Below are 24,327 nucleotides of genomic sequence, written 5' to 3' on the forward strand. Positions count from 1 at the left end.
TACACGTTACCGTTTTGTTATTGTGCTGTGGCAACGTAGGTTTCGTGATTTCCCTACTTACGACGGGCGGCACCATCGCGTGCACCCAGGTCGACGGGGCACTGGTCCCCACCCTCGGCGGCGCCGAACTGCTGGCCTCCGCCCACCGCGTGGCCGCGGACCTTCCCCCGACCCGCGTGACGGACCTCTCGCTCATTGACTCCTCGGCTATGGACTTCGCGCTGCTCGACACGGTGCTCGACGCCGTCGCCGCCGCTTTGGACGACTCCTCCGCGGTGGTCCTCACCCATGGCACCGACTCCCTGGAGGAGACCGCCCTGGCGATGGACCTGCTGGGCGGACCTATTGTCCTCACCGGCGCCCAGCGACCGGCTGACCATCCTCATCCCGACGGGCCCGGAAACCTCGCGGCGGCCCTCACCGCCGCTGCCAGCGTCGAGCGGGCCGCCATCGCCTTTGGCGGGCGCGTAATTCCCGCCCGCGGAGCGTACAAGACCGACACTCACGCGCTAGCGGCCTTCGCCAGCAACGATGCCCCTACCCGGGCTCCGGCACCACGAGCGCGACTTGGCACCGTCCGCATTCCCATCGTGGCGGCCTACCCGGGTGCGCCGGAGTGGATTATCGACGACGCCGTCCGACGCGGCGCCGACGGCCTCGTGGTCGAGGCACTGGGTTCCGGAAACATGTCGCCGGCCTGCGGTGACGCGGTGGCACGCGCGGCGGCATCGATTCCCGTGGTCATTGCCACCCGGGTGGCACGCGGCGGCGTCGCCCTCGCATACGGCGGGGCCGGTGGCGGGGCCACTTTGTCGGGGCACGGGGTGCTTAGCGCAGGTCGGCTCAGTGCCGGGCAGGCCCGCATCGCCTTAGCCTGGGCGGTCGCTGCCGGAGTGGACCCGGCCTCGCTACTCTAGGTTTTCCCAGGCCAGCGAGTCCAGCGGGTCGGCTGGGCTCAGCGCCGCGTCGTCGGCGGAGAACGTGCGCGCCACCCCGGGCCCCGTCGCCCGCGTTTCGAAACGGACCGTCACCACCCCGTGCCCGGCGCCCTGGACCCAGCCGTGTCCGTACTCCTCGTGCCGAACGTCCTGCGTGGCCCGCCACCCGCGGTGGGCAATGCTCAGCTGCGGCGGTTCGATGTCCACCGGGGCGTCGGCGCGGTCTAGCTCGGGGAAGAGTACGTCCTGGCGGGCGGCCTCCAACCCGGAGTAGCTCACCCCCACGAGGCGCACCGGCCCCACCTGTTCGGGATATCGCGTTACGCGGAAGGCGGTGGCGATGAGGACCTCGACGTCGTCGGTGGCGTAGGCGAGCGTGGCCGACCGGGATTCGATGTGGAAATCCGCCATCCGCAGCTTGACGGTCACCGTACGCGCCCCGCGCCCGTCGCGTTGCAGCCGGCGGTGGGCGTCGCGGGCCGCCCTCACGACGGCTGCTGCCACCTCGGACCGGGTGGTGAGGTCCTGCGGGTAGGTGTGCTCGGCGGACGTCTGCTTGGCTTCTGCTCGCGGTGCCACGACGCGATCGTCGATCCCGCGAGTTAGCTGCCACAGCCCCACCCCGACGGTGGCTCCCAGGGAGATCTCGACTTCGCGCTGGCTGAGTGCGGCGAGGTCGCCGATGGTTTCCACGCCGATAGCGTTGAGCTTGCTCTTGGTCACCGGCCCCACGCCCCAGAGCTCCCCCACGTCCATCGGATGAATCGTCTCCAGCAGCCTCTCCGCCGGGATGACGCACACCCCGTCGGGTTTCGCCACGCCGGAGGCGATCTTCGCGTATTGCTTGCCTGGGCCAGCACCTAGGGAGGACGGCAGCCCCGTTTCCTGTTTGATGAGGTGCCGGAGTTCATTCGCCCACTCCGTGACTTCATCGACGCTCGCCCCATATAGCTCAGTGGGTTCGAGATACGCCTCGTCGATGGACAATTGTTCGACCGCGTCCACTCGTTCGTGGATGATTCGCATCACCCGGCGCGACGCGGCCGAGTACACCTCCTTGCGGGGACTGACGAGCACCACACGCGGCCCGACGAGCCGCGCCGCCTGGGCGGTGGGCATAGCCGAGCGAGCACCAAACGCCCGCGCCTCGTAGGAAGCGCCGGCCACGACGCCGCGGCCGCTGACGCCGGCGACGAGGACCGGACGCCCTCTCAACGTCGGGCGGGTCAGTTGTTCGACGGACGCGAAAAACGCATCCATGTCGATATGGAGGACCCAACGCTGCATGGAAAATGAGTCTACCAGCACCATCACCCCCGCGATACCCCCGTGTAGGCGCCATGGTGTAGAGTGCCAGGTGATCGAACACATGGTCTAGCAATCGGGGTTTACCATGACGCTCATCCACGACCTTCCACTCCTGTCCACCGACGAACTCATCCACCACATCGCCGCCCATCTGCACACCAGCGACCTGGCCAAGGCTGCCGCGGTCCTCGCCGTCGGCGAGTACGGCAACCGGGCCCACACCAGGGCTGATGACATCGAGGATTGTACCGGCATGCTTATTCGCCATTGCGGACAATCGAAATCCTCTGCTAATGAGATGCTCCGCGTGGGAAAGATCCTGTTGCGTCATCCCGAGGCCGCCGAGGCCTTCCTCCGAGGTGCCTTCTCCTATTCCGCTGCCCGCATCCTCACCCGCTACCTCACCGCCGCCAACGTCGACGAACTCATTGCGCTAGCCCAGTCTCTGACGTGCGCCGAACTCGCCGATGAGCTCAGCGGCCGGGAGCGCCCCGACGCGGTACCCACGCCCGAGTCCGTGACGTGGCGGCGCAATGCCGATAACGGCACCACCACCTACACCATCGTCCTCAATGCCGAGAACGCTGCCGACTTCGAAGCGGCACTGAAACTCGGCCAGCTGTCATTCCTGCGCTCTCTCACTGCGGAGGACCGCACCAAGTCCCCCGCGGAGCTCGACGCCGCCATCGGCGATGCCACCTCCACCGAGCACTGCCCCGGCGTGCAGGAGAGCGAAGGAAAACCGGAGCTTCTACCGGCAATTTCCCGCTTCGGGGAGGCGGCGAAGAAGCATGCGCTCGCCGGACTGCTGGCCGTCATCAAGATGGTGCGGGCTAAGGGCCAGTCCACCCGTCGCAGCCCGGGGGCGCAGACTCACGTATTGATCGATACCGAACGCTTGGCCCGGCTCGCGTACCACCCAGAGGCCACGCCATCGCTGGTGGAGAACATGATCTTCAACTCGTCGGTGGTTTATCACCTGCTCGACGACGATGGGGTCACCCAGCTCATGACACGGCCTCGTCGGCTGTTCGACAACGCCCAGGCCACTGCATTGCTCGCGAAGTGGGGCTTCCAGTGCGCCATGCCCGGATGCAACCACTCGATGTTCATGCAATTCCATCACGTCAAGGACTACGCCGACGGCGGAGAGACCAGCATCGCCAACGGCTTGCCGTTGTGTTCTTACTGCCACTCGCTGGTCACGGACGGGACCATCACCATCCACGTGGACCCGGCCGACTCGGCGGTGGTGCATTTCCGCTTCCCGGGCGGGCGGTCCTTTAGTTCTTACTCGCGGCAGCGGCCTCGACGCAATCCCGACCTCGGCCCGGGGGATACCTACGATTCCGGCCCGGTCCCCCATGGTGACGAGTCCCACGATCCTCACCGGGAGGGAGACCATTTCGACGATTAGCGGCTACACGTGTAGCCGCTAGCGCCGCAGCGCCACCGCGCACACGACCAGCCCGATGCCAATCACCTCAGCCACGCTCAGCCACTGACCCAACGCCACGGCACCCACCACGGCCGCCACGACGGGCAGAATCGCCTGCAACAGCGCGAACACCGACGGCCCCGCAATCCTCAGCACCTTCTGATCCAGCGAATACGGGATAGCGGCGGATAGCAGCGCCAACCCGGCGATCATGCCGGCCATGCTCACCGTTGGGCTGAGGGCGCTCGGCCAGAGGGACCAGGCCAAGGGGGCAGTGAGCAACCCTGCCCAGAAGAACCCCACGCCGATGGGACTGCCGTTCGCCATCCGCGAGCCGAGCAGAATATAGGCTGCCCACGCCCCGCCGGCGGCCAGTGCACAGGCCACGCCCACCGCCGAGTCCGAGATGGCAGCGCCGCTGAGCGTGAGCACACCGACGCCGGCCAGCACGAGAGCTATCCAATCCCGCGCGCTTCGCGAACCCCAGGCCGCCACCAGCACCGGTCCCAAAAACTCGATGGCCACGACTGTGCCCATCGGGATCCTGGCGATGGCCTCGTAGAACGCGACGTTCATCGTCAGCGTCGCGAGACCGTACAGCGCCGCCCGCAACCCGGGCCGGCCAACGAAGGCGGCCGGCTTCGGGCGCGCAAGCAGCAACAGCATCACCGCTGCCCCGCTGACCCGGAACCAGGCAACAAGCGACGGCGGCAGTATCCCAAACAGGCCCACGGCCAGGGCCGCGCCTAGGTAGAGGGACACCCCCGAGGCCACCATGATTAGTGGCGCGCGCACCTTAGACTCGGGCCACCGTGGCAGTCACGCCCACGACGATGTCGTGCGCATCGGACAGCTCCTCGGTGACGACCTCGAAGCTGGTCGACAGCGTCTCGGCGGCGATGTGCTCCGCATGGCGCGCGGCCCACTCCTGCTTGTCCGCCGGGACGGACAGCACGGTGCGGATGCGGTCAGACACGTCGAAGTCTTCCTTCTTCCGGGCGTCCTGCAAGCCGCGGATGACATCGGCGGCCCACCCTTCGGCTTCGAGCTCCTCAGTGACGTTCGTGTCCAGGACCACGAGGCCGCCGAGGCCGTCGATGGCCGCAGTCGACGCCGGGTCTTCCGCAACGAGCCGCTGCGTGAACTCGCCCGGGTTGAGGACAATACCGCCCGCGACGACGGTGTCGCCCTCCCGGGTGTAGTCCCCGGACTTCACCGCGCGGATGACCGTCTGCACGTCACGACCGAGACGCGGTCCGGCCACCTTGGCGTTAACAACCACTTCGAAGCGGCCGACGGAGTCGACGTCGTCGGTGAGCACCACGTTCTTGACGTTGACCTCGTCGCCGATGACGGCGGCGAAGTCCGCGAGCCGGGCCGAGTTGGGCAGCGCCACCGTCAGGCTCGGCAGAGGCAGACGGTTGCGCAGCTTGTTCGACTTGCGCACGCTCGACGCCGAGGAGCACACCGCGCGGACGGCGTCCATGGCGGCGACCAGGTCGTCGTCGGCCGGAAGGGCGTCAGCCGTCGGGTAGTCCTCCAGGTGCACGGAGCGCCCGCCGGTCAGGCCGCGCCAGATGACCTCGGTGACGTAGGGCAGCAGCGGGGCGGTGACGCGGCAGAGGACCTCCAGCACGGTGTACAGGGTGTTGAAGGCCTCGGCGTGGGTGTCCTCACCGGCCCAGAAGCGGTCACGGGATCGGCGGACGTACCAGTTGGTCAGGGCGTCGGCGAACTGCCGTACCTCCTCGGTGGCCGCGGCGATGTCCGTGGCGTCGAGCGCCGCGGTGACGGTTTCGACGAGGTCGTGCAGCTTGGCGAGGATGTAGCGGTCGAGGACGTCGGTCGAGTCGACGCTCCACGTGGCGTCCTGAGACGCGTAAAGCTGCAAGAAGGTGTAGGCGTTCCAGATCGGCAGGATGGCCTGGCGCACACCCTCACGGATGCCCTGCTCGGTGACGATGAGGTTGCCGCCGCGCAGAATCGGCGAAGACATGAGGAACCAACGCATCGCATCGGAGCCGTCGCGGTCAAACACCTCGTTGACGTTCGGGTAGTTGCCCTTGGACTTGCTCATCTTCTGGCCGTCGTCGCCCAGCACGATGCCGTGGGCGACGACGCGCTTGAACGCCGGCCGATCGAAGAGGGCCACGGACAGCACGTGCAGCAGGTAGAACCAGCCGCGGGTCTGGCCGATGTACTCCACAATGAAGTCCGCCGGGTGGACGGATTCGAACCATTCCTTGTTTTCGAAGGGGTAGTGGAACTGGGCGAAGGGCATCGAGCCGGAATCGAACCAGACGTCGAGGACGTCGGAAACGCGGCGCATCGTCGAGGCACCGGTCGGATCGTCCGGGTTCGGGCGGGTGAGCTCGTCGATGTAGGGCCGGTGCAGGGACTTCGGGCGGACGCCGAAGTCTCGCTCCAGCTCATCAAGGGAACCGTACACGTCGACGCGCGGGTAGTCGTCGTTGTCGGAGATCCACACCGGGATCGGCGAGCCCCAGTAACGGCTACGAGAGATGTTCCAGTCGCGGGCGTTTTCCAGCCACTTACCGAACTGACCGTCGCGCACGTGGCCAGGGAGCCACTCGATGTCCTCGTGGTTGAGCTCCACCATGCGGTCGCGGATCTCGGTGACCTTGACGAACCAGCTCGGCAGCGCCATGTAGATGAGCGGCGCGCCGGAGCGCCACGAGTGCGGGTAGGAGTGCTCGATGGTGCGGTGCTGAACCACCCGGCCGGCAGCCTTGAGGTCGCGGATGATGTCCTTGTTGGCGTCGAACACCAGCTGACCCTCGTAATCCGGGACGAGGGAGGTGAACTTACCGTCCATATCCACCGGGATGACCAGCGGAATGTCATAGGCGTTCGTGGTATTCATATCGTCCTCACCGAAAGCCGGAGCCTGGTGGACGATGCCGGTGCCGTCCTCGGTGGTGACGTAGTCGGCGAGCAGGATCTGGAAGGAGTTGGGGTTGTCGGCGAAGTAACCGAAGACCGGCTCGTAGGTGAGCCCCTCCAGGTCACGGCCCGGAAGGGAGGAGACGAGCTCATACTCCCCCAGCTCCTTGCTGTAGGCGCCGAGCAGCGCCTCGGCGAGCAGCAGCTGCTGGCCGCTGCCTTCGGCGCGCACGACGACGTACGTGACGTCCGGGTGAACCGCCAGTGCCAGGTTCGACGGCAGCGTCCACGGGGTCGTCGTCCAGGCGATAGCCGCGGTGTCGGCAAGCTCCGGGTGAGCGGCCCAGGTGGCCTCACCGCGGGAGCCCTCACGTGCGCCCGTCAGCGGCATGGTCACCGTCAGAGTGGGGTCCTGGCGCATCTTGTACGAGTCGTCCAGGCGGGTCTCCTGGTTGGACAGCGGAGTGTGCTCTGCCCAGGAGTAGGGCAGGACGCGGAAGCCCTGGTAGATGAGGCCCTTGTCGTAGAGCTGCTTGAAGGCCCAGATGACGGACTCCATGTAGGTGGCGTCCATCGTCTTGTAGCCGTTATCGAAGTCCACCCACCGGGCCTGGCGAGTGACGTATTCCTTCCACTCCTGCGTGTACTTGAGCACGCTCGAGGCGCAGTATTCATTGAACTTTGCCAGACCCATCTCGTGGATTTGGCCCTTATCGGTGATGCCAAGCTGCTTCTCGGCCTCCAACTCGGCGGGCAGACCGTGGGTGTCCCAGCCGAAAACGCGCGGGACGTGGTAGCCGCGCATGGTCCTAAACCGGGGGATGATGTCCTTGACGTAGCCGGTCAGGAGGTGACCGTAGTGAGGAAGGCCGTTAGCGAAGGGCGGGCCATCGTAGAACACGTACTCTTCGGCGTCCTTGCGATTGTCCAAAGAGGCTTGGAAGGTCCCATCCTCCTGCCAAAACTTGAGGACCTTTTCTTCCATCTCGGGGAAGCGATTGGACCCTCCGGAAAGGTCCTTCTTGGGGTACACGGAACCAACGGACACGATGCTAGGTCTCACCTTCTACTCGTGCGGGGACGTGCCTTGGGCACGCGGTACCACCCCGCTTGAGCGTTGTGTGTGACGCTCCACTTCGTTTGTGTTGGGCCCGGTTCTAATGAGCGCCGGTAGGCGCCGTTCTTCCGGAAAGCTCCCCGGTGATGGCCGGATCATAGCCGTTACGAGACATGCAGTATACACCACGACCGCCGCATAGGCGACGGTCGTGGTGGTAGCGGAATCTAGTTGCCGCTCGGGGCGGACGTTCCGCGGGATTCCAGCTCGTCGAGCTGGGACTGCAGCATGGTCTTCATGCGGGTACGGTACTCGCGCTCGAAGGTGCGCAGCTCGGCGATGCGCTCCTCAAGGGCCGTCTGCTGCTTCTTAACCGTGGCCATAATCTCGGTGTGCTTGCGCTCGGCTTCGGCCTGCAGCTGTGCGGCCTTCTCTTCGGCGCGACGGATCTGCGTAGCGGCGCGGTTCTCGGCGTCGCGGGTGGTCTGGGCCGCCTGGGCCTCAGCGTCGGACACGAGCTTCTCCGCCTGACGACGAGCCTGCTCAACCTGCTGACGGGACTGGGTTTCGGCGTCAGCCAACTGCCGTTCGGCGGTGGAGCGCGCCTCGCTTAGCATGGTGCGGGACTCGTTCTGCGCGTCGGAAGCCAAACGGTCAGCCATCTCCTGGGCCAGGGCCAGGACGCGGGCGGCCTGCATGTGCGTATCGGCGGTGGCCACCTCAGGCGCCGGGGCCGCGGTAACGCGCTCGGAACGAACGGCCTCCGCCTCGGCGCGGGCGGCCTTGGCCTCCTCCTCGGCGCGCTTAATGGCACGACGGGCGTCAACTAGCTGCGCCTCATAGGAGCGACGCAGGTCCTCTTCCACCTCGCGGCGGATTCGAGACTCGTCGACAGCCGGGGCGGCTGCGGGGATCGGCTCAGCGGGCATCGAGCCAGCGCGGTCGAGCTCGGCGCGCAGGCGCTCGTTCTCATCCTGCAGCTGGGCGAGGGAATCCTCGACGAGGTCGAGGAACTGATCGACCTCGTCCTCGTTGTATCCGCGCTTTCCGATTGGCGGCTTGCTGAATGCAACGTTGTGAACGTCGGCGGGGGTCAGCTGCATGGTTTTCCCTTCGATAACTTAAGGCTTACGCCACCAACGACGTGGAAGCCCCGGAGGATCGTTGTTCTATATTCTGTTTTGCCGTCTCGGCCGCCCGACGCGGACAGCCACCTTTGTGTAGCAGTGTAACAATTTAGCTAAGAACGACGCTACATCAACCTCAAGCTTACCCCAAGGTTTGAGCGACGACGACCCGAATGACCTGGAGCAAGAAAAAGAGGACGAGGACGCTGAGGTCGATTCCCACCCCACCCGACTGCAGCGGAGGGATGAGCCGGCGGAAGAACTTCACGGGCGGATCCGTGACGACGAAGATGGGCTCCGCCACGTAGAAGAACCAGCTCGGGGGTCGGAAGTTGCGGGAGAAGGCCTGCACCATCTCGGTGATGAAACGGAAAATGAGCAGCAGGACGTAGAGATCAATGACGACAAGGATCGTCGCCGCAAGAACGCTCATCGGTTAGATGCCCACCGCCCGGCACAGTTCTTCCTCGGTGGCGTCGCACTCCGCGGGGATAATCGCGAACACTCGACGGTCGGTGTCCGCGTTCCGGCCGACCTTGAGCATCCGCCCCTTCAACGCAAAGCACAGGCCAGCGGCGAAGTCGATGAGCCGCTTAGAGGACGCGTTGTCCACGTGCGTGAGGTCAAAGGTGACGATGTCACCGTCCGCAAACGGCCGACCGATCTCCGGCGCGTCCTGGTACGTACGCGGCTCGACGGACACGATGGCCGCCTCGCGACGGATCGGCCGGACCGGTGCTGGTGCCGGCGCGGGAGCCGGCGCATAGGTCCGCTCCGGCTGGTAGCTGGGCCGGTAGTTCGACGCCGGGTAGGCGGGTTCGTCGTCGTAGTACATGTCGTCCCGCTCGTCGTCGAGCGGTGCGAGACCGAAGAATTCCTTAGCGCCCTTCAGAATGGACATCAGTGTCCCTCTCCGTTTTTTCGTTGCGTGCTAGTGTGCCTTTAACCTACTGGTCGCGGTCCCAGGATATCCGTTCCGACACGCACCAGATCGGAACCGGCCGCAATTGCCTGCACCAGATCCGCAGACATGCCGGCGGACAACGCCATCCCGGGCCCGAGGCCGTCGGCCAGTCGCCTCGCCTCGGCGAACACCCGGGCCGGATCGGCCCCAATCGGTGGAACCACCATGATCCCCACGAAGCGAAGGTGGTCGCTAGCGGCTATCGCCTCCGCGACTGCCTGCGGCTCCGCTGTGCCGCCACGGCGCGTGTCACCGTCGGCCGACCACTGCACGAAGCAATCAAGAACACCCTGCGTGCGCTCGCCTCGCTCCAAGGCCAACGCGACCCCACGGTTGAGTCCTTCCGCCAGGCGCACACTGTCCACGGAGTGGCACGCGGCCGCCCACCGGGCGACGGCGTTGGCCTTCTTCGTCTGCACTTGGCCGATCATGTGAAAGTCCATCTCCGGCACCGCGGCCGCCTTCGCGCGGGCTTCCTGCTCCCGGTTCTCCCCCACGGCCGTGACACCCAATTCGCTGAGCACGGCCACGTCCTCGGCCGGGTGGAACTTGGTCACGGGCAGCAGGGTCACGCTCCCCGGCGCCCGCCCGGCCGCCACTTCTGCCTCGCGGATGCGGGCTCGGACCCGTTCTAGCCGTTCGGAAATCTCCGTCGCCCGATTCACGCCGTCCTCCAGATCAGACCTGCCTGGCGACCGGTTTTGCCGTCGCGCCGGTAGGAAAAGAAAGACTCGTCCTCGATGGTGCAGCGAGGATCGGCATCGACGTGCGTGACACCCATGCTCAGCAGTTGCCGAACCAGCCCGGCCCGCACGTCGATGCCCGCGGTCCCCCGGTGAGTACGCGTGCGCGAGCCCGGCAGGTGCGCCTCGACGTCGGCAGCCATCTCCTCCGGCACCTCGTAGTTCTTCCCCGAAGCCGCAGGCCCCATGAGGACCTGGATGTTGTGGGCGGCGGCTCCCAATGACACCATCGTTTCGACGGTGTTGCGGACGATGCCATTTCGAGCGCCGAGGCGGCCGGCGTGAGCTGCGGCGACGACGCCGGCGTCGGCGTCGTGCAGCAGGACCGGAACGCAGTCCGCCACTAGCACCGCGAGCGCCAGGCCGGGCTCGGTAGTCACGAGGGCGTCGGTGGCCTCGACGGGTTGATCCTGCGGCGCAGAAACGACGGTGACGGTGTTGGTGTGCAGCTGCTCCATCCACACGATGCGCTCGAGATCGAGGCCCACCGCGTCCGCCAGGCGGCGGCGGTTAGCGGCCACCGCCGCCGGGTCATCGCCCACGTGGTGACCGAGGTTGAAGGATTCATAGGGAGCGACGGACGCCCCGCCGGCACGGGAGGTAAACACCATGCGGACGGGGCGGTCGGTGGGATTCATGGCCATGAGGCCAGTCTAACTAGCGCATGAAATCCGGGATGTCTAGGTCATCGTTGTCCCGGGGCTCCCGGGGCTCAGGCGCAGAGTAGGTGGACTCGGTGAACAGACCGGTGCTGCGGCGCTGCGGGCGCGGCGGGGTCGCGCGTTCCTCGAAGAGGGAACCGCGGGTGGAACGCTGCGGCTCCGGCGTCGGGTTCGTCTCCAGGGCGTGCTTCGGCTCCGGCTTCTTCTCGCCGTTGTCCAGCTCGAAACCGGTGGCGATGATGGTGACGCGGACCTCGTCGCCGAGGTTGTCGTCGATGATCGTGCCGAAGATGATGTTGGCGTCCTCGTCCGCCTGCTCCTCGACGATGCTCGCTGCCGAGTGAACCTCCTGCAGGCCCAGGTCGGAACCGCCGGCGACGGAGAGCAGGATGCCGGTAGCACCCTCCATGGTGGTCTCCAGCAGCGGGGAGTTGATCGCCTGAAGGGTGGCCTCCATGACGCGGTTGTCACCCCGGGAGGAGCCCACGCCCATGAGCGCGGACCCGGCGTCGGCCATGACGGAGCGGACGTCGGCAAAGTCGACGTTAATCATGCCCGGAATGGTGATGAGGTTCGTGATGCCCTGGACTCCGTTGTGGAGGACCTCGTCCGCGGCGCGGAAGGCTTCCATCATGGTGAGGTCCTGGTCTCCGAGTTGGAGGAGCCGGTCGTTCGGAATGACTATAACCGTGTCACACACCTGGCGAAGCTCGTCGATGCCGGCCAGAGCCTGGCGGGTACGGCGCTTGCCCTCGAAGGAGAAGGGGCGGGTGACGACGCCGATGGTCAGCGCACCCATCTTCTTCGCGATTCCCGCCACGACCGGGGCGGCGCCCGTTCCCGTTCCGCCGCCTTCGCCCGCGGTCACGAAGACCATGTCCGAGCCCTGCAGCGTCTCCTCGATCTCGCTCTTGTGCTCCTCGGCGGAGGTGCGGCCCACCTCAGGGTTGGCGCCGGCGCCGAGGCCACGGGTAGCTTCACGGCCGATGTCCAGCTTGGTGTCGGCATCGGAGAACAGCAGCGCCTGGGAGTCGGTGTTGACAGCGACGAACTCGACGCCCTTGAGGCCTTCCTCGATCATCCGGTTGACGGCGTTGACACCGCCGCCGCCAACACCGACGACCTTGATGACGGCGAGGTAGTTATTCGGGGAAGTCATAGTGGGATTATCTCGCCTTTCGGTTGTGAGAATTGTCGTGAACGGCTTGTGTTACATCTTGTCTAAAGGTGACGATTTTTGGGCGTTCATTTGCAGCGTGTCGGCACCTTCAAGTTTAACTTTAGAGTTTTGACCAGCGGTTTTAGCGCCGGGTAACCATCGTAGGGTCGGAGATGTTCCATTGGCCACTCTCCTGGCCCAGGAGGGTTTGCGCCGCGAGGGCTTTATTGCGATTGTCCTCCGGTGCACCCCAGATGAAGGTGGAGCCGTTACGGACGTGAAGCACAAATTCGGCCGGCCCATGGATGCTGAGGTGGTCGATGTGCTGGGCGACATCCTGCTCAGCCAGAGCAGCGATGACCTCGACAGCCTTGCTCAGTAGCTCCGCGTCGTCGGGCGCCACGCCCTCTATGCGCATCGCGTCGGGCGGCGGACCGGCGTCGATCGGGTCGGCAAAGGTCTCGCCGCGGTCGTCGACGAGCACCGTCGATCCGGTGTCGATCCACGCCACCACCTTTCGCTCCACCACGTCGATGGCGACGGTGCTCGGCAGGCGCCGCTTCACCGTCGCTTCCCGGACGCGCGGGATCTGGACAACCCGCTGCGCGATCCCCGCTGCGTCGAGACGAAGGAGGTTATCGCCCACCGGAACGCCCGCGGCATCGACGACCACCTGCTCGCTGAGGGTCGTCGTACCGCGAACGGTCACTTCGCGGACGGTGAACACGGGCGCAAACACGAGGATGACGCCGAGGAGCACCAGCACCACCACCGCGGCGGCGATCTTCTTAGCCATCGGCCGCGTTCGTCATCTCGTGATACAGCTCGCTGGCCAGCATCGTGACGGTGCCCGCGCCGACGGTGAGCACCAGGTCACCGGGGCGCGTGAGCTCCATGACGGTGGCCGCCGCGGCGGAGAAGTCCGGCTCGAAGCGCACCTCTGTGCGCGACGGGTCCATGCGATCGGTGATGATGCGGGACGTGACGCCTTCGACGGGAAGCTCCCGGGCACCGAAGATGTCGAGCACGACGGCGGCGTCGGCGAGCATGAGGGCGTCGGCGAACTCCTGCTGGAAATCGATGGTCCGGGAATACAGGTGCGGTTGGAAGCACGCGACGACCCGCGCCGTCGAGCCCTCGGCGGCTACCTTTTCGCGGGCGGCGGTGAGCACCGCGGTGACCTCCGTCGGGTGGTGTGCATAGTCGTCATAAACGCGCACCCCGGCGAAGGGCCCCTCCGCGATCGTGCCGTGGTATTCGAAGCGACGCCGCACACCCCCAAAGGAGCCGACGCCCTCAGCCACCCGGTGAGGCTCGCCACCGCAGAGAACCCCGGCCAGTACTGCCGCCGCGGAGTTGAGCACCATGTGGCTGCCGGGGATCTGCATGACGTACTCGACCTCCACGCCGCGAACGCGGGCGCGCACGGCGGTGCCGGACGCCGCCACCTCGGCAGAAAGTATCTCGACGCCCGTTTCGATGCTCGGATGCGCCGCGATCGCCTCGGAGAAACCGTAGCCAAGGGTGGGCACACCGGCTTCGACCGCCCGCTCACCCAAGGCGGCGGCGTGCGGGTCGTCGACGCACACCACCAGGTGCCCGCCGGGCTGGATCTTCCCCACGAAGTCGTCGAAGACCTGGAAGTAGGCCTCCGGCGTGCCGAAGAAGTCCAAGTGATCGGGCTCGATGTTCGTGACGATCGCCACGTTCGGCCGGTAGCGCAGCAACGAGGCATCGGACTCGTCGGCCTCCGCCACGAACACCTCTCCCCCACCGTGGTGGGCGTTAGTGCCGGCCTTGTTGAGCTGGCCGCCGATGGCGAAGGAAGGATCCTCGCCCGCGCCTTGCAGGCCGGCGACTGTCATCGAGGTCGTCGAGGTCTTGCCGTGCGTGCCGGCGATGAGCACCTGGGTGTAGCCCTCCATGAGCTCCCCGAGCAAGTCCGAGCGGCGAATAATGGGGATGCCGGCGGCGGTTGCTGCCGCCAACTCCGGGTTGTCCTTCGGAATGGCGGCGAAGGAGGTCACCACCACCGTCGGGAGCTGACCGGACAGGGTGAGGTTCTCCGCGGCGTGGCCCACGGCCACGGCGGCACCGGCGGCTTCGAGCACCCGAACCGGGCGCGAATCCTTGATGTCGGAACCCGACACCGTCGCACCCCGAGAGAGCAGAATGTGCGCCACCCCGGACATACCGGCCCCGCCAATTCCGACGAGGTGGACGCGACTGAGATCAATCATGGGCTACTTCTCCTTGCGAAGATCGCGGACAATGCGGTCGGCTAGCTGGGCAGCGACGTCGGAGGCGCCGGATTTGGCGAGGCTTCCGCGCATGGCGGCAAGGTCGGCGCGGCGGACCTCGGCGACGAGGCGGTCCCCGTCGAGCTCAGCGTCCGGCACCTGCACTGCCCCGCCGGCGTCGACAATGTGCTGGCTGTTGCGGCCCTGCTCGCCGTTTCCGTGCGGCAACGGCACGTAGATAGCGGGCAGCGTCGACGCGGACACCTCGGCCACGGTCATTGCGCCGGAGCGACACACCGTGAGATCCGCCACTGCCAGAGCTGCCGGCATGTCATCAATGTACGGCAGGCCAACGTAGTGCTCCATCTCCTCCGGCTGAGGGTTCTTTGGTCCATAGGCGTGCAGGATCTGCCAGCCGTCGGCGATGAGCCGTTCTCGCGCCGCGTTCACCGCAACGTTGAGGCTCACCGCCCCCTGAGAACCGCCGGTGACCAGCAACACCGGCCGATCGCTCAGGCCCCACTGTTCGCGGGCGCGGGTCGCCGCCTGGGGGTCGGAGAGGTTCGGACGCACCGGGATGCCCACGGTTTCCCCCGGCATGCCGGAGTTGTCCACCGCGTTGAAGCCCACCCCGCCCAGGCGCACGCCAAGCTTATTGGCAAGCCCTGCCAAGGCGTTGGTCTCCAGCACGTAGAAGGGAACCCCGAGGCTCTTGGCGGCCAGGTAGGCGGAGGCGGAAACATACCCGCCGGTGCCGAACACGGCGTCGGCGCCGGTTTTCTTCAGCACGGCGCGCGCCTGGCGCACCGAGGCGGCCACTTTCGCCGGCACGCCGATGAGCTTCAGCGGCTTCTTCCGCGGAATGGGAACCGGGTCGATCATGTGCAGGGAAAAGCCGCGGGCCGGGACGATGTCTTTCTCCAGGCCCTTCGGGGTGCCCAGCGCTTCAACCTGGGCGTCGTGGCGGTGGCGCAGGGCCTCCCCCACTGCGAGAGCCGGTTCAATGTGACCGGCGGTACCGCCGCCGGCGAGCAGGATAGTCAACGTGTCAGTCATCGGGATCATCGTCTCCTGGGATCGTCGTATCGGCCGCGCGGTGGAGTCCGCCGGGGAGTGTACATGCTAGCAGTGCCGTTTCGGGGCTGTTTCCGGGACGTCACCGGGGTGGTGTGGTTCGTTCGACGCCGCCGGACGTCGACGCGGCGGGGCGCGTTTTCCAACTGGGGTTCACCGATGCCGAACACCACGTCCAAAATGGGCCGGCCGTAGTTCTGCATCGCCGACACCGCCTCCGGCTCGTGGCGGGCAACGGAGGCGAGCAGGCCCATCGAGCCGATGGTGATGACGGCCGACGTTCCGCCGGCGGAAATCATCGGCAGCTGAATACCGGTGACGGGAAGCAGGCCCACCACGTAGCCGATGTTGACGAATGCCTGCGAGACGACGCCGAAGGTCAGCGAGATCGCCAACAATGCCTGGAACTGGTTTTGGGCCCGGCGCGCCGTGCGCATTCCCATCACACCGAGCGCCCCGAACGCGCAGATGACTAGGGCGGCACCGAGCAGACCCATCTCCTCGCCGATGATGGCGAAGATGAAGTCATTCTTCGCCTCCGGCAGGTAGAACCACTTGGCGCGGGACTGGCCGATGCCGACGCCGGTGAACGACCCTTCCGCCAGGGAAAGAAACCCCTGGTAAGCCTGGTAGTCCGCGCCCCGGGTGTCGGAGAAGTGGCCCGTGAGGGCGTCGAAGTAGGTAGTAAAGCGGGCGCTTCGATACGTGCCGCTGAAAAAGACCACCACGAGGCCCACCGCAACGGCGACAGCCGCGTACGCGATGAATCGGAAGCTGATGCCGGCAAAGATGAGGGTGATCGCCACGACCAAGCCGAAGGACAGCGCCATGCCCAGGTCACCCTGGCCGGCGATGAGGCCGAAACACAGGGCCGCGACGACGCTGTATCCCACGTAGTAGTTCTGCGTGAGGCTTCTGGCGGTGGTGGGCTTATCCGCCAGGAAGGCAGCTCCCCACACTGCGATGGCCACCTTGGCCAACTCCGAAGGCTGGATCTGCACCACTCCGAGAGAGATCCACGACTGGGATCCGACGGACTCACGGCCTGTACCAATGCCCGGGATGAGCACGGCGACGAGCAAGGCGATGGTCACGAGCATGAGGACCGGGGCGAGCTTGCGCACTGTCCGCATGGGCATCTTCAGCGCAATCCACAAGGCAACGACGCCGAGACCGACCATGATCGATTGGCGGAGGGCGGTGCTGAACACGCCGGCGCCCTCCGCGATGGACCAGGTCATCGAGGCCGAGAAGACCATGACCACGCCCAGACCAGACAGAAAGATCACCAGCGCCATAATCAGGTAGTAGTCAAGGACCGGTTTGTTGCCCAGGGATTCTAAGGTCCAGGCGCGCCGCTCAGCCGTCGGTGAACTCACGGCGCCTCCTGCGGGTCGACGGCCGCCGCTGCCGCGGCAAAAAGGTCTCCGCGCTGAGCCATTCCGGTGTACATGTCCAGGCTGGCGGCGGCCGGCGCCAGCAGCACGACGTCCGCCTCCTGCGACGCGGCGAAGGTTGCCAGCTCGGTCATCGCCGCTACCGGCTCGGTGTTGGCGGTGACGAAGAGCTCAGCGTGAGGCGCTAACCGGGCTACGGCCTCGGCAATGATTTCTCGATCGACGCCCAACACGCCGACGGCCGACAGGCGGTGAGCGTGGGTGGCGATGAGTTCCTCCACCTGGGCGCCCTTGAGCTGCCCGCCGGCGATCCACACGACGTTGGTCCCGGCCCCGGCCAACGCGGCATCCGCTGCGTGCGGGTTGGTGGCTTTGGAGTTGTCGATCCACGTCTTGCGGCCACGATGGACCGTCGCGCCCCGGTGTCCGGCGACGGTGAATCCGGCCAGGGCAGCTTCGATGATCCCGGGGGCGACGTCCTGGGTGCGGGCCACGGCCACCGCCGCCAGCGCATCGAGGACGCCGGCCGGCCCGGGCGGGTCGATGCCCTCTGCGGACATGATGTCCACGGGCTCTCCGGTGCGGTTATCGACGATTCGTCCGTCAACGATGCCCACCTGCCCCGGTTCGGGCTCGGCAACGGTGAAACCGATCACCGGCTTAGGGGGCTGTAACTGAGCCACCTCAGCGCGCACGGCTGGGTCGTCCACACCGGCGACGGGGTGCTCCGCGCGGAACACGCGCGCCTTGTCTGCCGCGTAGGCGGCCATGGAGCCGTGCCAGTCCAGGTGGTCCTCGGCGAGGTTGAGCAGCACGCCCGCGGCCGGGCGCAATGACGGCGCGTAGTGCAGCTGGAAGCTGGACAACTCGGCAACGAGGATATCGACCCGGAGGGGGTCGAGCAGCGCGTCGCTCACCGCGGTCCCGATGTTGCCCACCGCCTCAGCTCGCTGGCCTCGCTGCTGCGCCGCAGCCTGCATGATGGCGGCCAACATGGCGGTCGTCGTCGTCTTGCCATTGGTTCCTGTGACGACGAGCCACGTCCGGGGCTGGCCAAAGCGTCCCTGCTGGTCCAGGCGGTAGGCGAGTTCGACGTCTCCGATGACCTCGATGCCACGTGTTCGTGCCGCGGCGAACAGCGGGGTGTCCGGGCGCCAACCCGGGGAGGTGACCAGCAGATCAATCTCATTGAGGCGAGCCTCGGCCTCGGCCACCCGGCAGGCGTCAACGGCCGGGTTGTCATCCACCAGGATGACGTCCGTGCCCAGGGCGGCGAGTAGGCGGGCACTGCCCTGCCCGGACACGCCGGCGCCGGTAATCATGACTGTGCTCATGCCACTCCTAGGGGTGCGGAGGCCGTGAGAGCCTCAGAGTAGAACAGGGCCACGCCCAGCATGGCGGCCATGACGGCGATGAGCCAGAAGCGGATGACGACGGTGGTTTCCTTCCACCCGAGGGCCTCGAAGTGGTGGTGGAAAGGGGCCATCTTGAAGATGCGCCGCCCCGTCGACCGGAAGGACACCACCTGTAGGACCACCGACGCGGCCTCGATCACGAAGAGCGAACCGACAACAATCATGAGCAGCTCCGTGCGGCTGCCCACCGACAGGCCAGCCACCAAGCCGCCAAGCGCGAGCGAGCCAGTATCGCCCATGAAGATCTTGGCCGGTGAGGCGTTCCACCACAGGAAGCCCAGGCAAGCGGCGAGGCCGGCGGCCGCCAGCACGGCCAGGTCCAAGGGATCGCGCACCTGGTAGCAGCCCGGGGTGGGGTTCGTCGCCGGCATGCACGAGTTACGCATCTGCCAGTAGGTGATGAGCACGTAGGCGCCCATGACGATGGAGGTGGTGCCAGCCGCCAGACCGTCGAGTCCGTCGGTGAGGTTGACGGCGTTCGACCACGCGGCGATGAGGATGTAGATGAACAGCAGGAAGACGAGGATTCCGAGGATCCCACCACCCATGGCGATGTCCACCGTCTCGATGTCACGGATGAACGACAAGTTCGTCGAGCCCGGGGTCAGGCCCTGCTCGTCCGGGAACTGCAGCACGAGGATGCCGAAAACGATGGCGATACCCAGCTGGCTGATGAGCTTGGCCTTCTTGTTAAGGCCAAGGTTTCGGCCCATAAACAGCTTGATGAAGTCATCGGCGAAGCCCACTCCGCCGAGAGCCAGCGTGAGGCCGAGGACCAACAGACCCGTCGCGGAGAAGCCTCCTGTATCGGTCACCAGCGCATAGATCGACGACGCCAGGTAGGCGAACGTGATGCCGGCGAGGATGGCGATGCCGCCCATCGTCGGGGTTCCGCGCTTGCGCAGGTGCGAACGCGGCCCGTCCTCGCGGATCTCCTGGCCGAGGCCTTCGGCCGAGAAATAGCGGATGAGCAGCGGGGTCACGAAGATGGACACCAAAAAGGCGACCGTCGCAGCGATGATGATCTGAACCATTTACCTCAACCTTTATAGGATGCGCTCGGCTACACGCCATAGCTGCGCGGAATTGGAAGCTTTCACGAGTACCACATCGCGGACCTCGGGCCCGCCACGGCCTAGCAGTGAATTCACCACGTCCGCCGCCTCGCCGACGTCCGCGGCCTGGTACACGGTGAGACCGCGCTGGACAGCGACGTCGGCGGTGGCGTGGGTGAGCTCACCGGCACCCACGGTGACGAGGGTGTCGATGTGGAAAGTGGCGAGGTCCTCGCCGAGTTTCCGGTGGGCCTCGACGCCGTCACCGCCGAGCTCCCCCATCTCGCCGAGGACGGCAATGGACCGAGAACCCGGATGGGCGGTAGCCGTGTAGGCGAGCGCCGCGATAGCGGCTCGCATGGATTCGGGGTTCGCGTTGTACGAGTCGTTGATGACCGTCACTCCGTCGGCCCGCGTCTGCACATCCATGCGGTGCGCACTGGCCGCGGTGTGGCTGCTCAGCGCGGTGGCGACGGCGGCGGGATCGAGGCCGTGCTCGATGGCGGCCGCGGCGGCGGCCAGCGAGTTGGACACTTGGTGGGCGCCGAAGACCTTGAGGCTGACGCGCAGCGGTGCGAAGCCGGGCCCGTTGAGGGTGAAGGAGGCGCGCGCGACGTCGTCGAGTTCGACGTCCGTGGCCGTGTAATCCGCGTCCCGGTCACCCGCGGCCGAGAAGGTCACCACCCGGGCGGAGGTACGCGAGCGCATCGACAGGACCGCGTCGTCGTCGGCGTTGAGCACTGCCACGCCGTCGGCCGGCAACGCCTCGACGAGCTCGCCCTTGGCCAGCGCGATGTTCTCTCGGGAGCCGAACTCGCCCAAGTGAGCCGATCCCACGTTGAGGACCACGCCGATCTCCGGCCGAGCAATCGTGGCGAGGTGTGCGATGTGTCCCACCCCCCGCGCCGACATCTCGGCGACGAGGTAGCGGGTCGATTCCTCGCAGCGGAGCACGGTGTAGGGGTGGCCGAGTTCGTTGTTGAAGGATCCGGGTGGGGCTACCGTGGGGCCGGCCGCGGCGAACACCGCCGCGAGCAGGTCCTTGGTGGAGGTCTTGCCCGCGGAACCGGTCACGCCGATGATGGTCAGACCCTTACCTGCCAGCGTCTCGGAGACGTGGCGGGCCAGCGCGGAGAGGGCAGTGAGGACGGCGGCGGTGACGTCGGCATCGGAGTCGGAATCCGCCGGCACAACGATGGTCGGGGCATCGGTCTCGCGGGCCGCCAGCACCGCGACGGCGCCCTGCTCAACCGCAGACGCGGCGAAGCGGTGTCCGTCGACGCGTTCGCCTGGCAGCGCGACGAACAACCCTCCCGGGGTGATTTTGCGCGAATCGAATTCCACGAAACGGGTGACAACGGCGTCCGGGTCGGCGCCGCCGGCCAGCCGTCCGCCGGTGATCTCAGCGATCTCGGCGATGCTCAACGTAATCATGCGTTCTCCTTAGCGAGGGCGCGGCGAACTTCCTCGCGATCGTCGAAGTGGAGCACGGTGTCGCCCACGATCTGCCCGACCTCGTGTCCCTTTCCGACTACGACGACGGCGTCGCCGGAACCAGCCCACGCCACGGCTGCCTCGATCGCCTCCCGGCGGGAAGCATACTCGACAATCTCGGCGTTCGTCTCCGCCTCCCGGGCTCCGGCGACGACCGCCGCCCGAATGGCCGCGGGGTCCTCGGAACGGGGGTTATCGTCGGTGACGACGACGAAGTCGGCACCGCGGGCAGCCTCGGCACCCATGATTGGTCGTTTGGAGGCGTCGCGGTCTCCGCCGCACCCCACGACGACGCCGATGCGCCCATCGACCTGCGCGCGCAGCGTGGACAGCACCGCGGCGACCGCCGCCGGCTTGTGGGCGTAGTCAACCACGGCCAGGAAATCCTGGCCACAGTCGATGCGCTCCATCCGGCCAGGCACTCTCACGCGCGCTAACCCTTCGGCGACCCGTTCGAGGTCAACGCCCACGGCCTGGGCCAGCCCGACGGCGACGGCCGCGTTAGCAATGTTGAAGTCTCCGGGTAGGTGCAGCTCGAAGGAGACGGTGGTAGCCGCCTTTACTTCGACTACCTGCGCCCCAAGGGCGTCCTTGCTCACAGCCCGCGCCGTAATGGTCGCGTCCTGGCCGCGGGCGGCGACCGTCATCGGGTGCTCGGCCAGCTCGGCCATGCGCTCGCCCCAGGCGTCGTCTATGCAGATCACCGCCTTGTCGGCGGCCAGGGCGGAGGCTGGATCGAAGAAGCGGGCCTTCGCGGCGAAGTAATCCTCCATAGTGGGGTGGAAATCGAGGTGATCCTGCGAGAGGTTGGTGAACCCAGCGGCGTCGAAGTGGGAGGCGTTGACGCGGCCCAATTCCAGGGCGTGGGACGAGACCTCCATCACCACGTGGGTCACTCCGGCGTCGACCATCTGGCGGAACAACGCCTGCAGAGTCGGCGCCTCCGGCGTCGTGAGAGAGGTGGGCACCGCCTCGCCCGCAATACGGGTGCCGGTGGTGCCGATGAGACCCACCTTAAGGCCCGCGGCGGCTAGGCCCTGCTCCAGCAGGTAGCTGGTGGTGGTCTTGCCAGACGTGCCGGTGATGCCGATGAGGGTGAGCTCCGCCGAAGGATGGCCGTACACTTCCGCTGAGACGGCCCCAAGGATGGCTCTGACGTCGTCGACGACGAGCACCGGGCGACGCTCGTCCGTGCCCTGAATGATGGCGAAGCCGTCCTCATCGGTGAGGATGGCGCCGGCGGGGCTGTCGAAGGCGAACCGGGCGCCGTGGACCCGGGTTCCGGGAAGGGCCGCGAAGAGCGCTCCCGGGCTCAAGGTCGCGGTGTTGAGCCCGACCTCCGCCACGCGCAGCGTCTCGCCGCCGTATTCAATTCGGGCGCCGGCGATGTCGGCGAGTTTACGCAGGGTAGTCCCCTCAGCCATGTCCACTCTCCTTATCTTGTGAGTTCATCTTAAATCTAGCGCTGCAACACGAGCGGCTCGGCGGGCGGCGAGGGCGCAATGTTCTCCCGATCCAGCAACCAGCTGGCAATGTCGTGGAAGACCGGGGCAGCCGATTGCCCGCCGGCGCCGCCCGCTTCGGTGCCGCGCTCCGGGTCGTCGAGCATGATGGCGACCACAAAGCGAGGGTCGTCGGCCGGGGCAATGCCGGCGAAGGTGATCCAATAATCGCTGTGCGAGTAGGCGCCGGTCTGCGGGTCGACTTGCTGGGCTGTGCCCGTCTTGCCGGAGGTCTGGTACCCCTCGATCCCGGAGCCGGCTGCGGTACCCGACTGCTCGCCGTCGGCCTGCAGGGTTGCGCGGAACATGTTGAGCACCGTGCGGGCGGCCTCCGGGGAGACGACGCGGGTGCGCCGCCCGGGCTCTGCGGCGACGAGTTTGCCCTGCGGATCCCGGAAGGAATCGACAATGCGCGGCTCGATGCGCACACCGCCGTTGGCGATGGTCTGATAGACACTGGCCAGCTGCAACGAGGTCCAGCTCATACCCTGTCCGATCGGCAGGTTCGCGAAGGTGCCGCCGCCCCAGTCCTCAAAGTCGGGCCGAAGGCCCGGGGATTCGGCGGGAAGGTGGATATTCGTCGGCTGGCCGATGCCGAAGAGATCGAGGTAGTGGTCGTAGCGTTCCTCGCCCAGGCGCTGCGCCAGCATCAGGGTGCCGACGTTGGAGGACTTACCAAAGATGCCGGTGGTGGTGTACAGCGCGTCGCCGTGCTCCCAGGCGTCGCCGACGGTCACGCCCGCCATCTCGATGCTGCCCGGCACGGTATGCACCTCATCCGGAGTCGTGAGGCCGTCGTTGATGGCCGCGGCGGCGGTGATGATCTTGGCCACCGATCCAGGCTCATAGGGATGGGAGATCGACGAATTGTCGAAGTGTTTGCCGGCCTCCGCCTGCTTGGCGATGTCGCCATTGGGATCCATGGTGTCCGTGTTCGCCATGGCCAAGACGTGCCCAGTCTGGGCGTCGAGGACCACCGCTTCGGCATGCTCGGCCATGGAATTGCGCTTGGCGTCCTCCAGTTCGCGCTGGACGAAGGTCTGCAATTCCAGGTCAAGGGTGAGCTTGATGTCGGTTCCGTCCACGACATCAACCACATCGCGCAGGGTGCCGGGGATGGCAACACCGTCGGCGGAGACGTCCTCGGTGGACTGGCCATTGACTCCGGCCAGCGTCTCGTCAGCGGAGGCCTCCAGCCCGAACTGACCGATGCCGTCCATGGAGACCTTGCCGACGATGTTCTCCCCCACCATTCCGTTGGGGTACATCCGGATCGACTGGTGATCCGAGGCCACGCCGTGGAAGGTCGTGGCGATCTCGTGGGCCACCTCCGGGTCGACGTTGCGCACGAGCACCTCGTAGGAGCTGTCCTTCGCGAGCTTGTCGCGGATCTCCCGGGAGTTGACGTGGTCCGTGCTGGCGCCCGTGTCGGAGATCATCTTCGGAATCTCGGTAGCCATCTCGTTGAGGATCTCGGCTACCCCGTCCTTGACTTCCTGGGTATCCGTCTCCACGTTGAGGAGTTGACGCTGCTGCTCCGCGAGCTCCTTGCGCAGCATGTTCGGGGAGACGGTCAGCGACCGGGCCATCATTGTGTAGGCCAGCTCGGAGCCGTCGTGGTCGACGATGGCCCCGCGGCGAGCCGGCTCTGAATAGTACCGTGCTCGCTGCTCTTCTGCCTGCGAGGAGAACTCCGGACCCCAAATCAGCTGAACCAGCGCCAGGCGCCCAATAAGGACGACGACGATGGCGAAGAGGACCATGACCGCGATGCGGCTGCGGTGCTGCAACACCACCGCCTGCTTCGGTTCCGCGTGTGGCCGCTGGCGTGGCGTTCGATACGGCATATG

Annotated in this window: 20 protein-coding genes; 2 read left to right on the forward strand and 18 right to left on the reverse strand. The window is 66.5% G+C overall.

Going from position 1 to position 24,327, the window contains the following annotated elements:
- The first annotated feature begins 44 nt into the window (after window positions 1–44).
- A complete protein-coding gene (locus CUTER_RS07160) occupies window positions 45–917 on the forward strand; it encodes an asparaginase domain-containing protein (RefSeq protein WP_236684693.1) in 873 nt (290 codons plus the stop codon).
- Here CUTER_RS07160 and CUTER_RS07165 read toward each other — a convergent pair.
- Window positions 909–2,225: a DNA polymerase IV gene (locus tag CUTER_RS07165; RefSeq protein WP_047259858.1), complete on the reverse strand. Its 1,317-nt coding sequence runs from the start codon at window positions 2,223–2,225 to the stop codon at window positions 909–911. The genes CUTER_RS07160 and CUTER_RS07165 overlap by 9 nt on opposite strands.
- A gap of 106 nt (window positions 2,226–2,331) precedes the next feature.
- On the opposite strand from CUTER_RS07165, the gene CUTER_RS07175 reads away from it, so the two are divergent.
- Window positions 2,332–3,663, forward strand: coding sequence for an HNH endonuclease signature motif containing protein (locus CUTER_RS07175; RefSeq protein WP_052844068.1), 1,332 nt, complete (start codon window positions 2,332–2,334; stop codon window positions 3,661–3,663).
- Window positions 3,664–3,681: 18 nt separating this feature from the next.
- On the opposite strand, the gene CUTER_RS07180 is transcribed toward CUTER_RS07175, so the two are convergent.
- The 17 genes from CUTER_RS07180 to CUTER_RS07260 form a co-directional block, all read right to left on the reverse strand.
- Entirely contained in the window at window positions 3,682–4,461 is a 780-nt protein-coding gene (locus CUTER_RS07180) for an EamA family transporter (RefSeq protein ID WP_047259861.1), read from the reverse strand.
- Window positions 4,462–4,480: 19 nt separating this feature from the next.
- The gene (gene ileS, locus CUTER_RS07185) at window positions 4,481–7,636 is read right to left on the reverse strand and encodes an isoleucine--tRNA ligase (protein WP_236684694.1); all 3,156 of its coding nucleotides are present in this window, start codon (window positions 7,634–7,636) and stop codon (window positions 4,481–4,483) included.
- A gap of 236 nt (window positions 7,637–7,872) precedes the next feature.
- Complete coding sequence (gene wag31, locus CUTER_RS07190) at window positions 7,873–8,748, reverse strand: DivIVA-like cell division protein Wag31 (protein WP_047259862.1); 876 nt, start codon at window positions 8,746–8,748, stop codon at window positions 7,873–7,875.
- Window positions 8,749–8,914: 166 nt separating this feature from the next.
- Complete coding sequence (locus CUTER_RS07195) at window positions 8,915–9,205, reverse strand: YggT family protein (RefSeq protein ID WP_047259863.1); 291 nt, start codon at window positions 9,203–9,205, stop codon at window positions 8,915–8,917.
- 3 nt (window positions 9,206–9,208) lie between these two features.
- Window positions 9,209–9,673, reverse strand: coding sequence for a cell division protein SepF (locus tag CUTER_RS07200; protein ID WP_047259864.1), 465 nt, complete (start codon window positions 9,671–9,673; stop codon window positions 9,209–9,211).
- A gap of 41 nt (window positions 9,674–9,714) precedes the next feature.
- A complete protein-coding gene (locus CUTER_RS07205; protein ID WP_047259865.1) occupies window positions 9,715–10,401 on the reverse strand; it encodes a YggS family pyridoxal phosphate-dependent enzyme in 687 nt (228 codons plus the stop codon).
- Window positions 10,398–11,123 (reverse strand): peptidoglycan editing factor PgeF, encoded by a 726-nt coding sequence (pgeF, locus tag CUTER_RS07210; RefSeq protein ID WP_047259866.1) that lies wholly within the window; start codon window positions 11,121–11,123, stop codon window positions 10,398–10,400. The genes CUTER_RS07205 and pgeF overlap by 4 nt, the downstream gene beginning before the upstream one ends.
- 13 nt (window positions 11,124–11,136) lie before the next feature.
- Window positions 11,137–12,300, reverse strand: a complete 1,164-nt coding sequence (ftsZ, locus tag CUTER_RS07215; protein WP_047259867.1) for a cell division protein FtsZ — start codon at window positions 12,298–12,300, stop codon at window positions 11,137–11,139.
- 142 nt (window positions 12,301–12,442) lie between these two features.
- Window positions 12,443–13,096 (reverse strand): cell division protein FtsQ/DivIB, encoded by a 654-nt coding sequence (locus tag CUTER_RS07220; protein ID WP_047259868.1) that lies wholly within the window; start codon window positions 13,094–13,096, stop codon window positions 12,443–12,445.
- Window positions 13,089–14,540: a UDP-N-acetylmuramate--L-alanine ligase gene (gene murC, locus CUTER_RS07225; protein ID WP_047259869.1), complete on the reverse strand. Its 1,452-nt coding sequence runs from the start codon at window positions 14,538–14,540 to the stop codon at window positions 13,089–13,091. The genes CUTER_RS07220 and murC overlap by 8 nt, the downstream gene beginning before the upstream one ends.
- 3 nt (window positions 14,541–14,543) lie before the next feature.
- Window positions 14,544–15,596 carry a UDP-N-acetylglucosamine--N-acetylmuramyl-(pentapeptide) pyrophosphoryl-undecaprenol N-acetylglucosamine transferase gene (locus CUTER_RS07230; RefSeq protein WP_047260680.1) on the reverse strand — a complete coding sequence of 351 codons (1,053 nt, stop codon included), beginning with the start codon at window positions 15,594–15,596 and terminating at the stop codon, window positions 14,544–14,546.
- A gap of 5 nt (window positions 15,597–15,601) precedes the next feature.
- A complete protein-coding gene (locus CUTER_RS07235; RefSeq protein ID WP_047259870.1) occupies window positions 15,602–16,993 on the reverse strand; it encodes an FtsW/RodA/SpoVE family cell cycle protein in 1,392 nt (463 codons plus the stop codon).
- Window positions 16,990–18,345: a UDP-N-acetylmuramoyl-L-alanine--D-glutamate ligase gene (gene murD, locus CUTER_RS07240; protein ID WP_047259871.1), complete on the reverse strand. Its 1,356-nt coding sequence runs from the start codon at window positions 18,343–18,345 to the stop codon at window positions 16,990–16,992. The genes CUTER_RS07235 and murD overlap by 4 nt, the downstream gene beginning before the upstream one ends.
- A complete protein-coding gene (gene mraY, locus CUTER_RS07245; protein ID WP_047259872.1) occupies window positions 18,342–19,460 on the reverse strand; it encodes a phospho-N-acetylmuramoyl-pentapeptide-transferase in 1,119 nt (372 codons plus the stop codon). The genes murD and mraY overlap by 4 nt, the downstream gene beginning before the upstream one ends.
- Window positions 19,461–19,472: 12 nt before the next feature.
- Window positions 19,473–20,915 carry a UDP-N-acetylmuramoyl-tripeptide--D-alanyl-D-alanine ligase gene (locus CUTER_RS07250; RefSeq protein WP_047259873.1) on the reverse strand — a complete coding sequence of 481 codons (1,443 nt, stop codon included), beginning with the start codon at window positions 20,913–20,915 and terminating at the stop codon, window positions 19,473–19,475.
- Window positions 20,912–22,399 (reverse strand): UDP-N-acetylmuramoyl-L-alanyl-D-glutamate--2,6-diaminopimelate ligase, encoded by a 1,488-nt coding sequence (locus CUTER_RS07255; RefSeq protein ID WP_047259874.1) that lies wholly within the window; start codon window positions 22,397–22,399, stop codon window positions 20,912–20,914. Before CUTER_RS07255 ends, CUTER_RS07250 begins: the two co-directional genes overlap by 4 nt.
- A 35-nt stretch (window positions 22,400–22,434) precedes the next feature.
- Entirely contained in the window at window positions 22,435–24,324 is a 1,890-nt protein-coding gene (locus CUTER_RS07260) for a peptidoglycan D,D-transpeptidase FtsI family protein (protein WP_047259875.1), read from the reverse strand.
- Window positions 24,325–24,327: the final 3 nt, after the last annotated feature.

This window comes from Corynebacterium uterequi (assembly GCF_001021065.1).
GTDB classification, from domain to species: Bacteria; Actinomycetota; Actinomycetes; order Mycobacteriales; family Mycobacteriaceae; genus Corynebacterium; species Corynebacterium uterequi.

What these genes read in the sequence shown, in the direction of transcription:
- CUTER_RS07165 (WP_047259858.1), bottom strand. Translation starts at nt 2,225, where the DNA reads ATGCAGCGTTGGGTCCTCCATATCGACATGGATGCGTTTTTCGCGTCC.
- CUTER_RS07260 (WP_047259875.1), bottom strand. Translation starts at nt 24,324, where the DNA reads ATGCCGTATCGAACGCCACGCCAGCGGCCACACGCGGAACCGAAGCAG.
- pgeF (WP_047259866.1), bottom strand. Translation starts at nt 11,123, where the DNA reads ATGGCCATGAATCCCACCGACCGCCCCGTCCGCATGGTGTTTACCTCC.
- CUTER_RS07200 (WP_047259864.1), bottom strand. Translation starts at nt 9,673, where the DNA reads ATGTCCATTCTGAAGGGCGCTAAGGAATTCTTCGGTCTCGCACCGCTC.
- ftsZ (WP_047259867.1), bottom strand. Translation starts at nt 12,300, where the DNA reads ATGACTTCCCCGAATAACTACCTCGCCGTCATCAAGGTCGTCGGTGTT.
- CUTER_RS07220 (WP_047259868.1), bottom strand. Translation starts at nt 13,096, where the DNA reads ATGGCTAAGAAGATCGCCGCCGCGGTGGTGGTGCTGGTGCTCCTCGGC.
- CUTER_RS07255 (WP_047259874.1), bottom strand. Translation starts at nt 22,399, where the DNA reads ATGGCTGAGGGGACTACCCTGCGTAAACTCGCCGACATCGCCGGCGCC.
- murD (WP_047259871.1), bottom strand. Translation starts at nt 18,345, where the DNA reads ATGAGCACAGTCATGATTACCGGCGCCGGCGTGTCCGGGCAGGGCAGT.
- CUTER_RS07250 (WP_047259873.1), bottom strand. Translation starts at nt 20,915, where the DNA reads ATGATTACGTTGAGCATCGCCGAGATCGCTGAGATCACCGGCGGACGG.
- wag31 (WP_047259862.1), bottom strand. Translation starts at nt 8,748, where the DNA reads ATGCAGCTGACCCCCGCCGACGTTCACAACGTTGCATTCAGCAAGCCG.
- CUTER_RS07180 (WP_047259861.1), bottom strand. Translation starts at nt 4,461, where the DNA reads ATGGTGGCCTCGGGGGTGTCCCTCTACCTAGGCGCGGCCCTGGCCGTG.
- CUTER_RS07230 (WP_047260680.1), bottom strand. Translation starts at nt 15,596, where the DNA reads ATGACTGACACGTTGACTATCCTGCTCGCCGGCGGCGGTACCGCCGGT.
- mraY (WP_047259872.1), bottom strand. Translation starts at nt 19,460, where the DNA reads ATGGTTCAGATCATCATCGCTGCGACGGTCGCCTTTTTGGTGTCCATC.
- murC (WP_047259869.1), bottom strand. Translation starts at nt 14,540, where the DNA reads ATGATTGATCTCAGTCGCGTCCACCTCGTCGGAATTGGCGGGGCCGGT.
- CUTER_RS07195 (WP_047259863.1), bottom strand. Translation starts at nt 9,205, where the DNA reads ATGAGCGTTCTTGCGGCGACGATCCTTGTCGTCATTGATCTCTACGTC.
- CUTER_RS07175 (WP_052844068.1), top strand. Translation starts at nt 2,332, where the DNA reads ATGACGCTCATCCACGACCTTCCACTCCTGTCCACCGACGAACTCATC.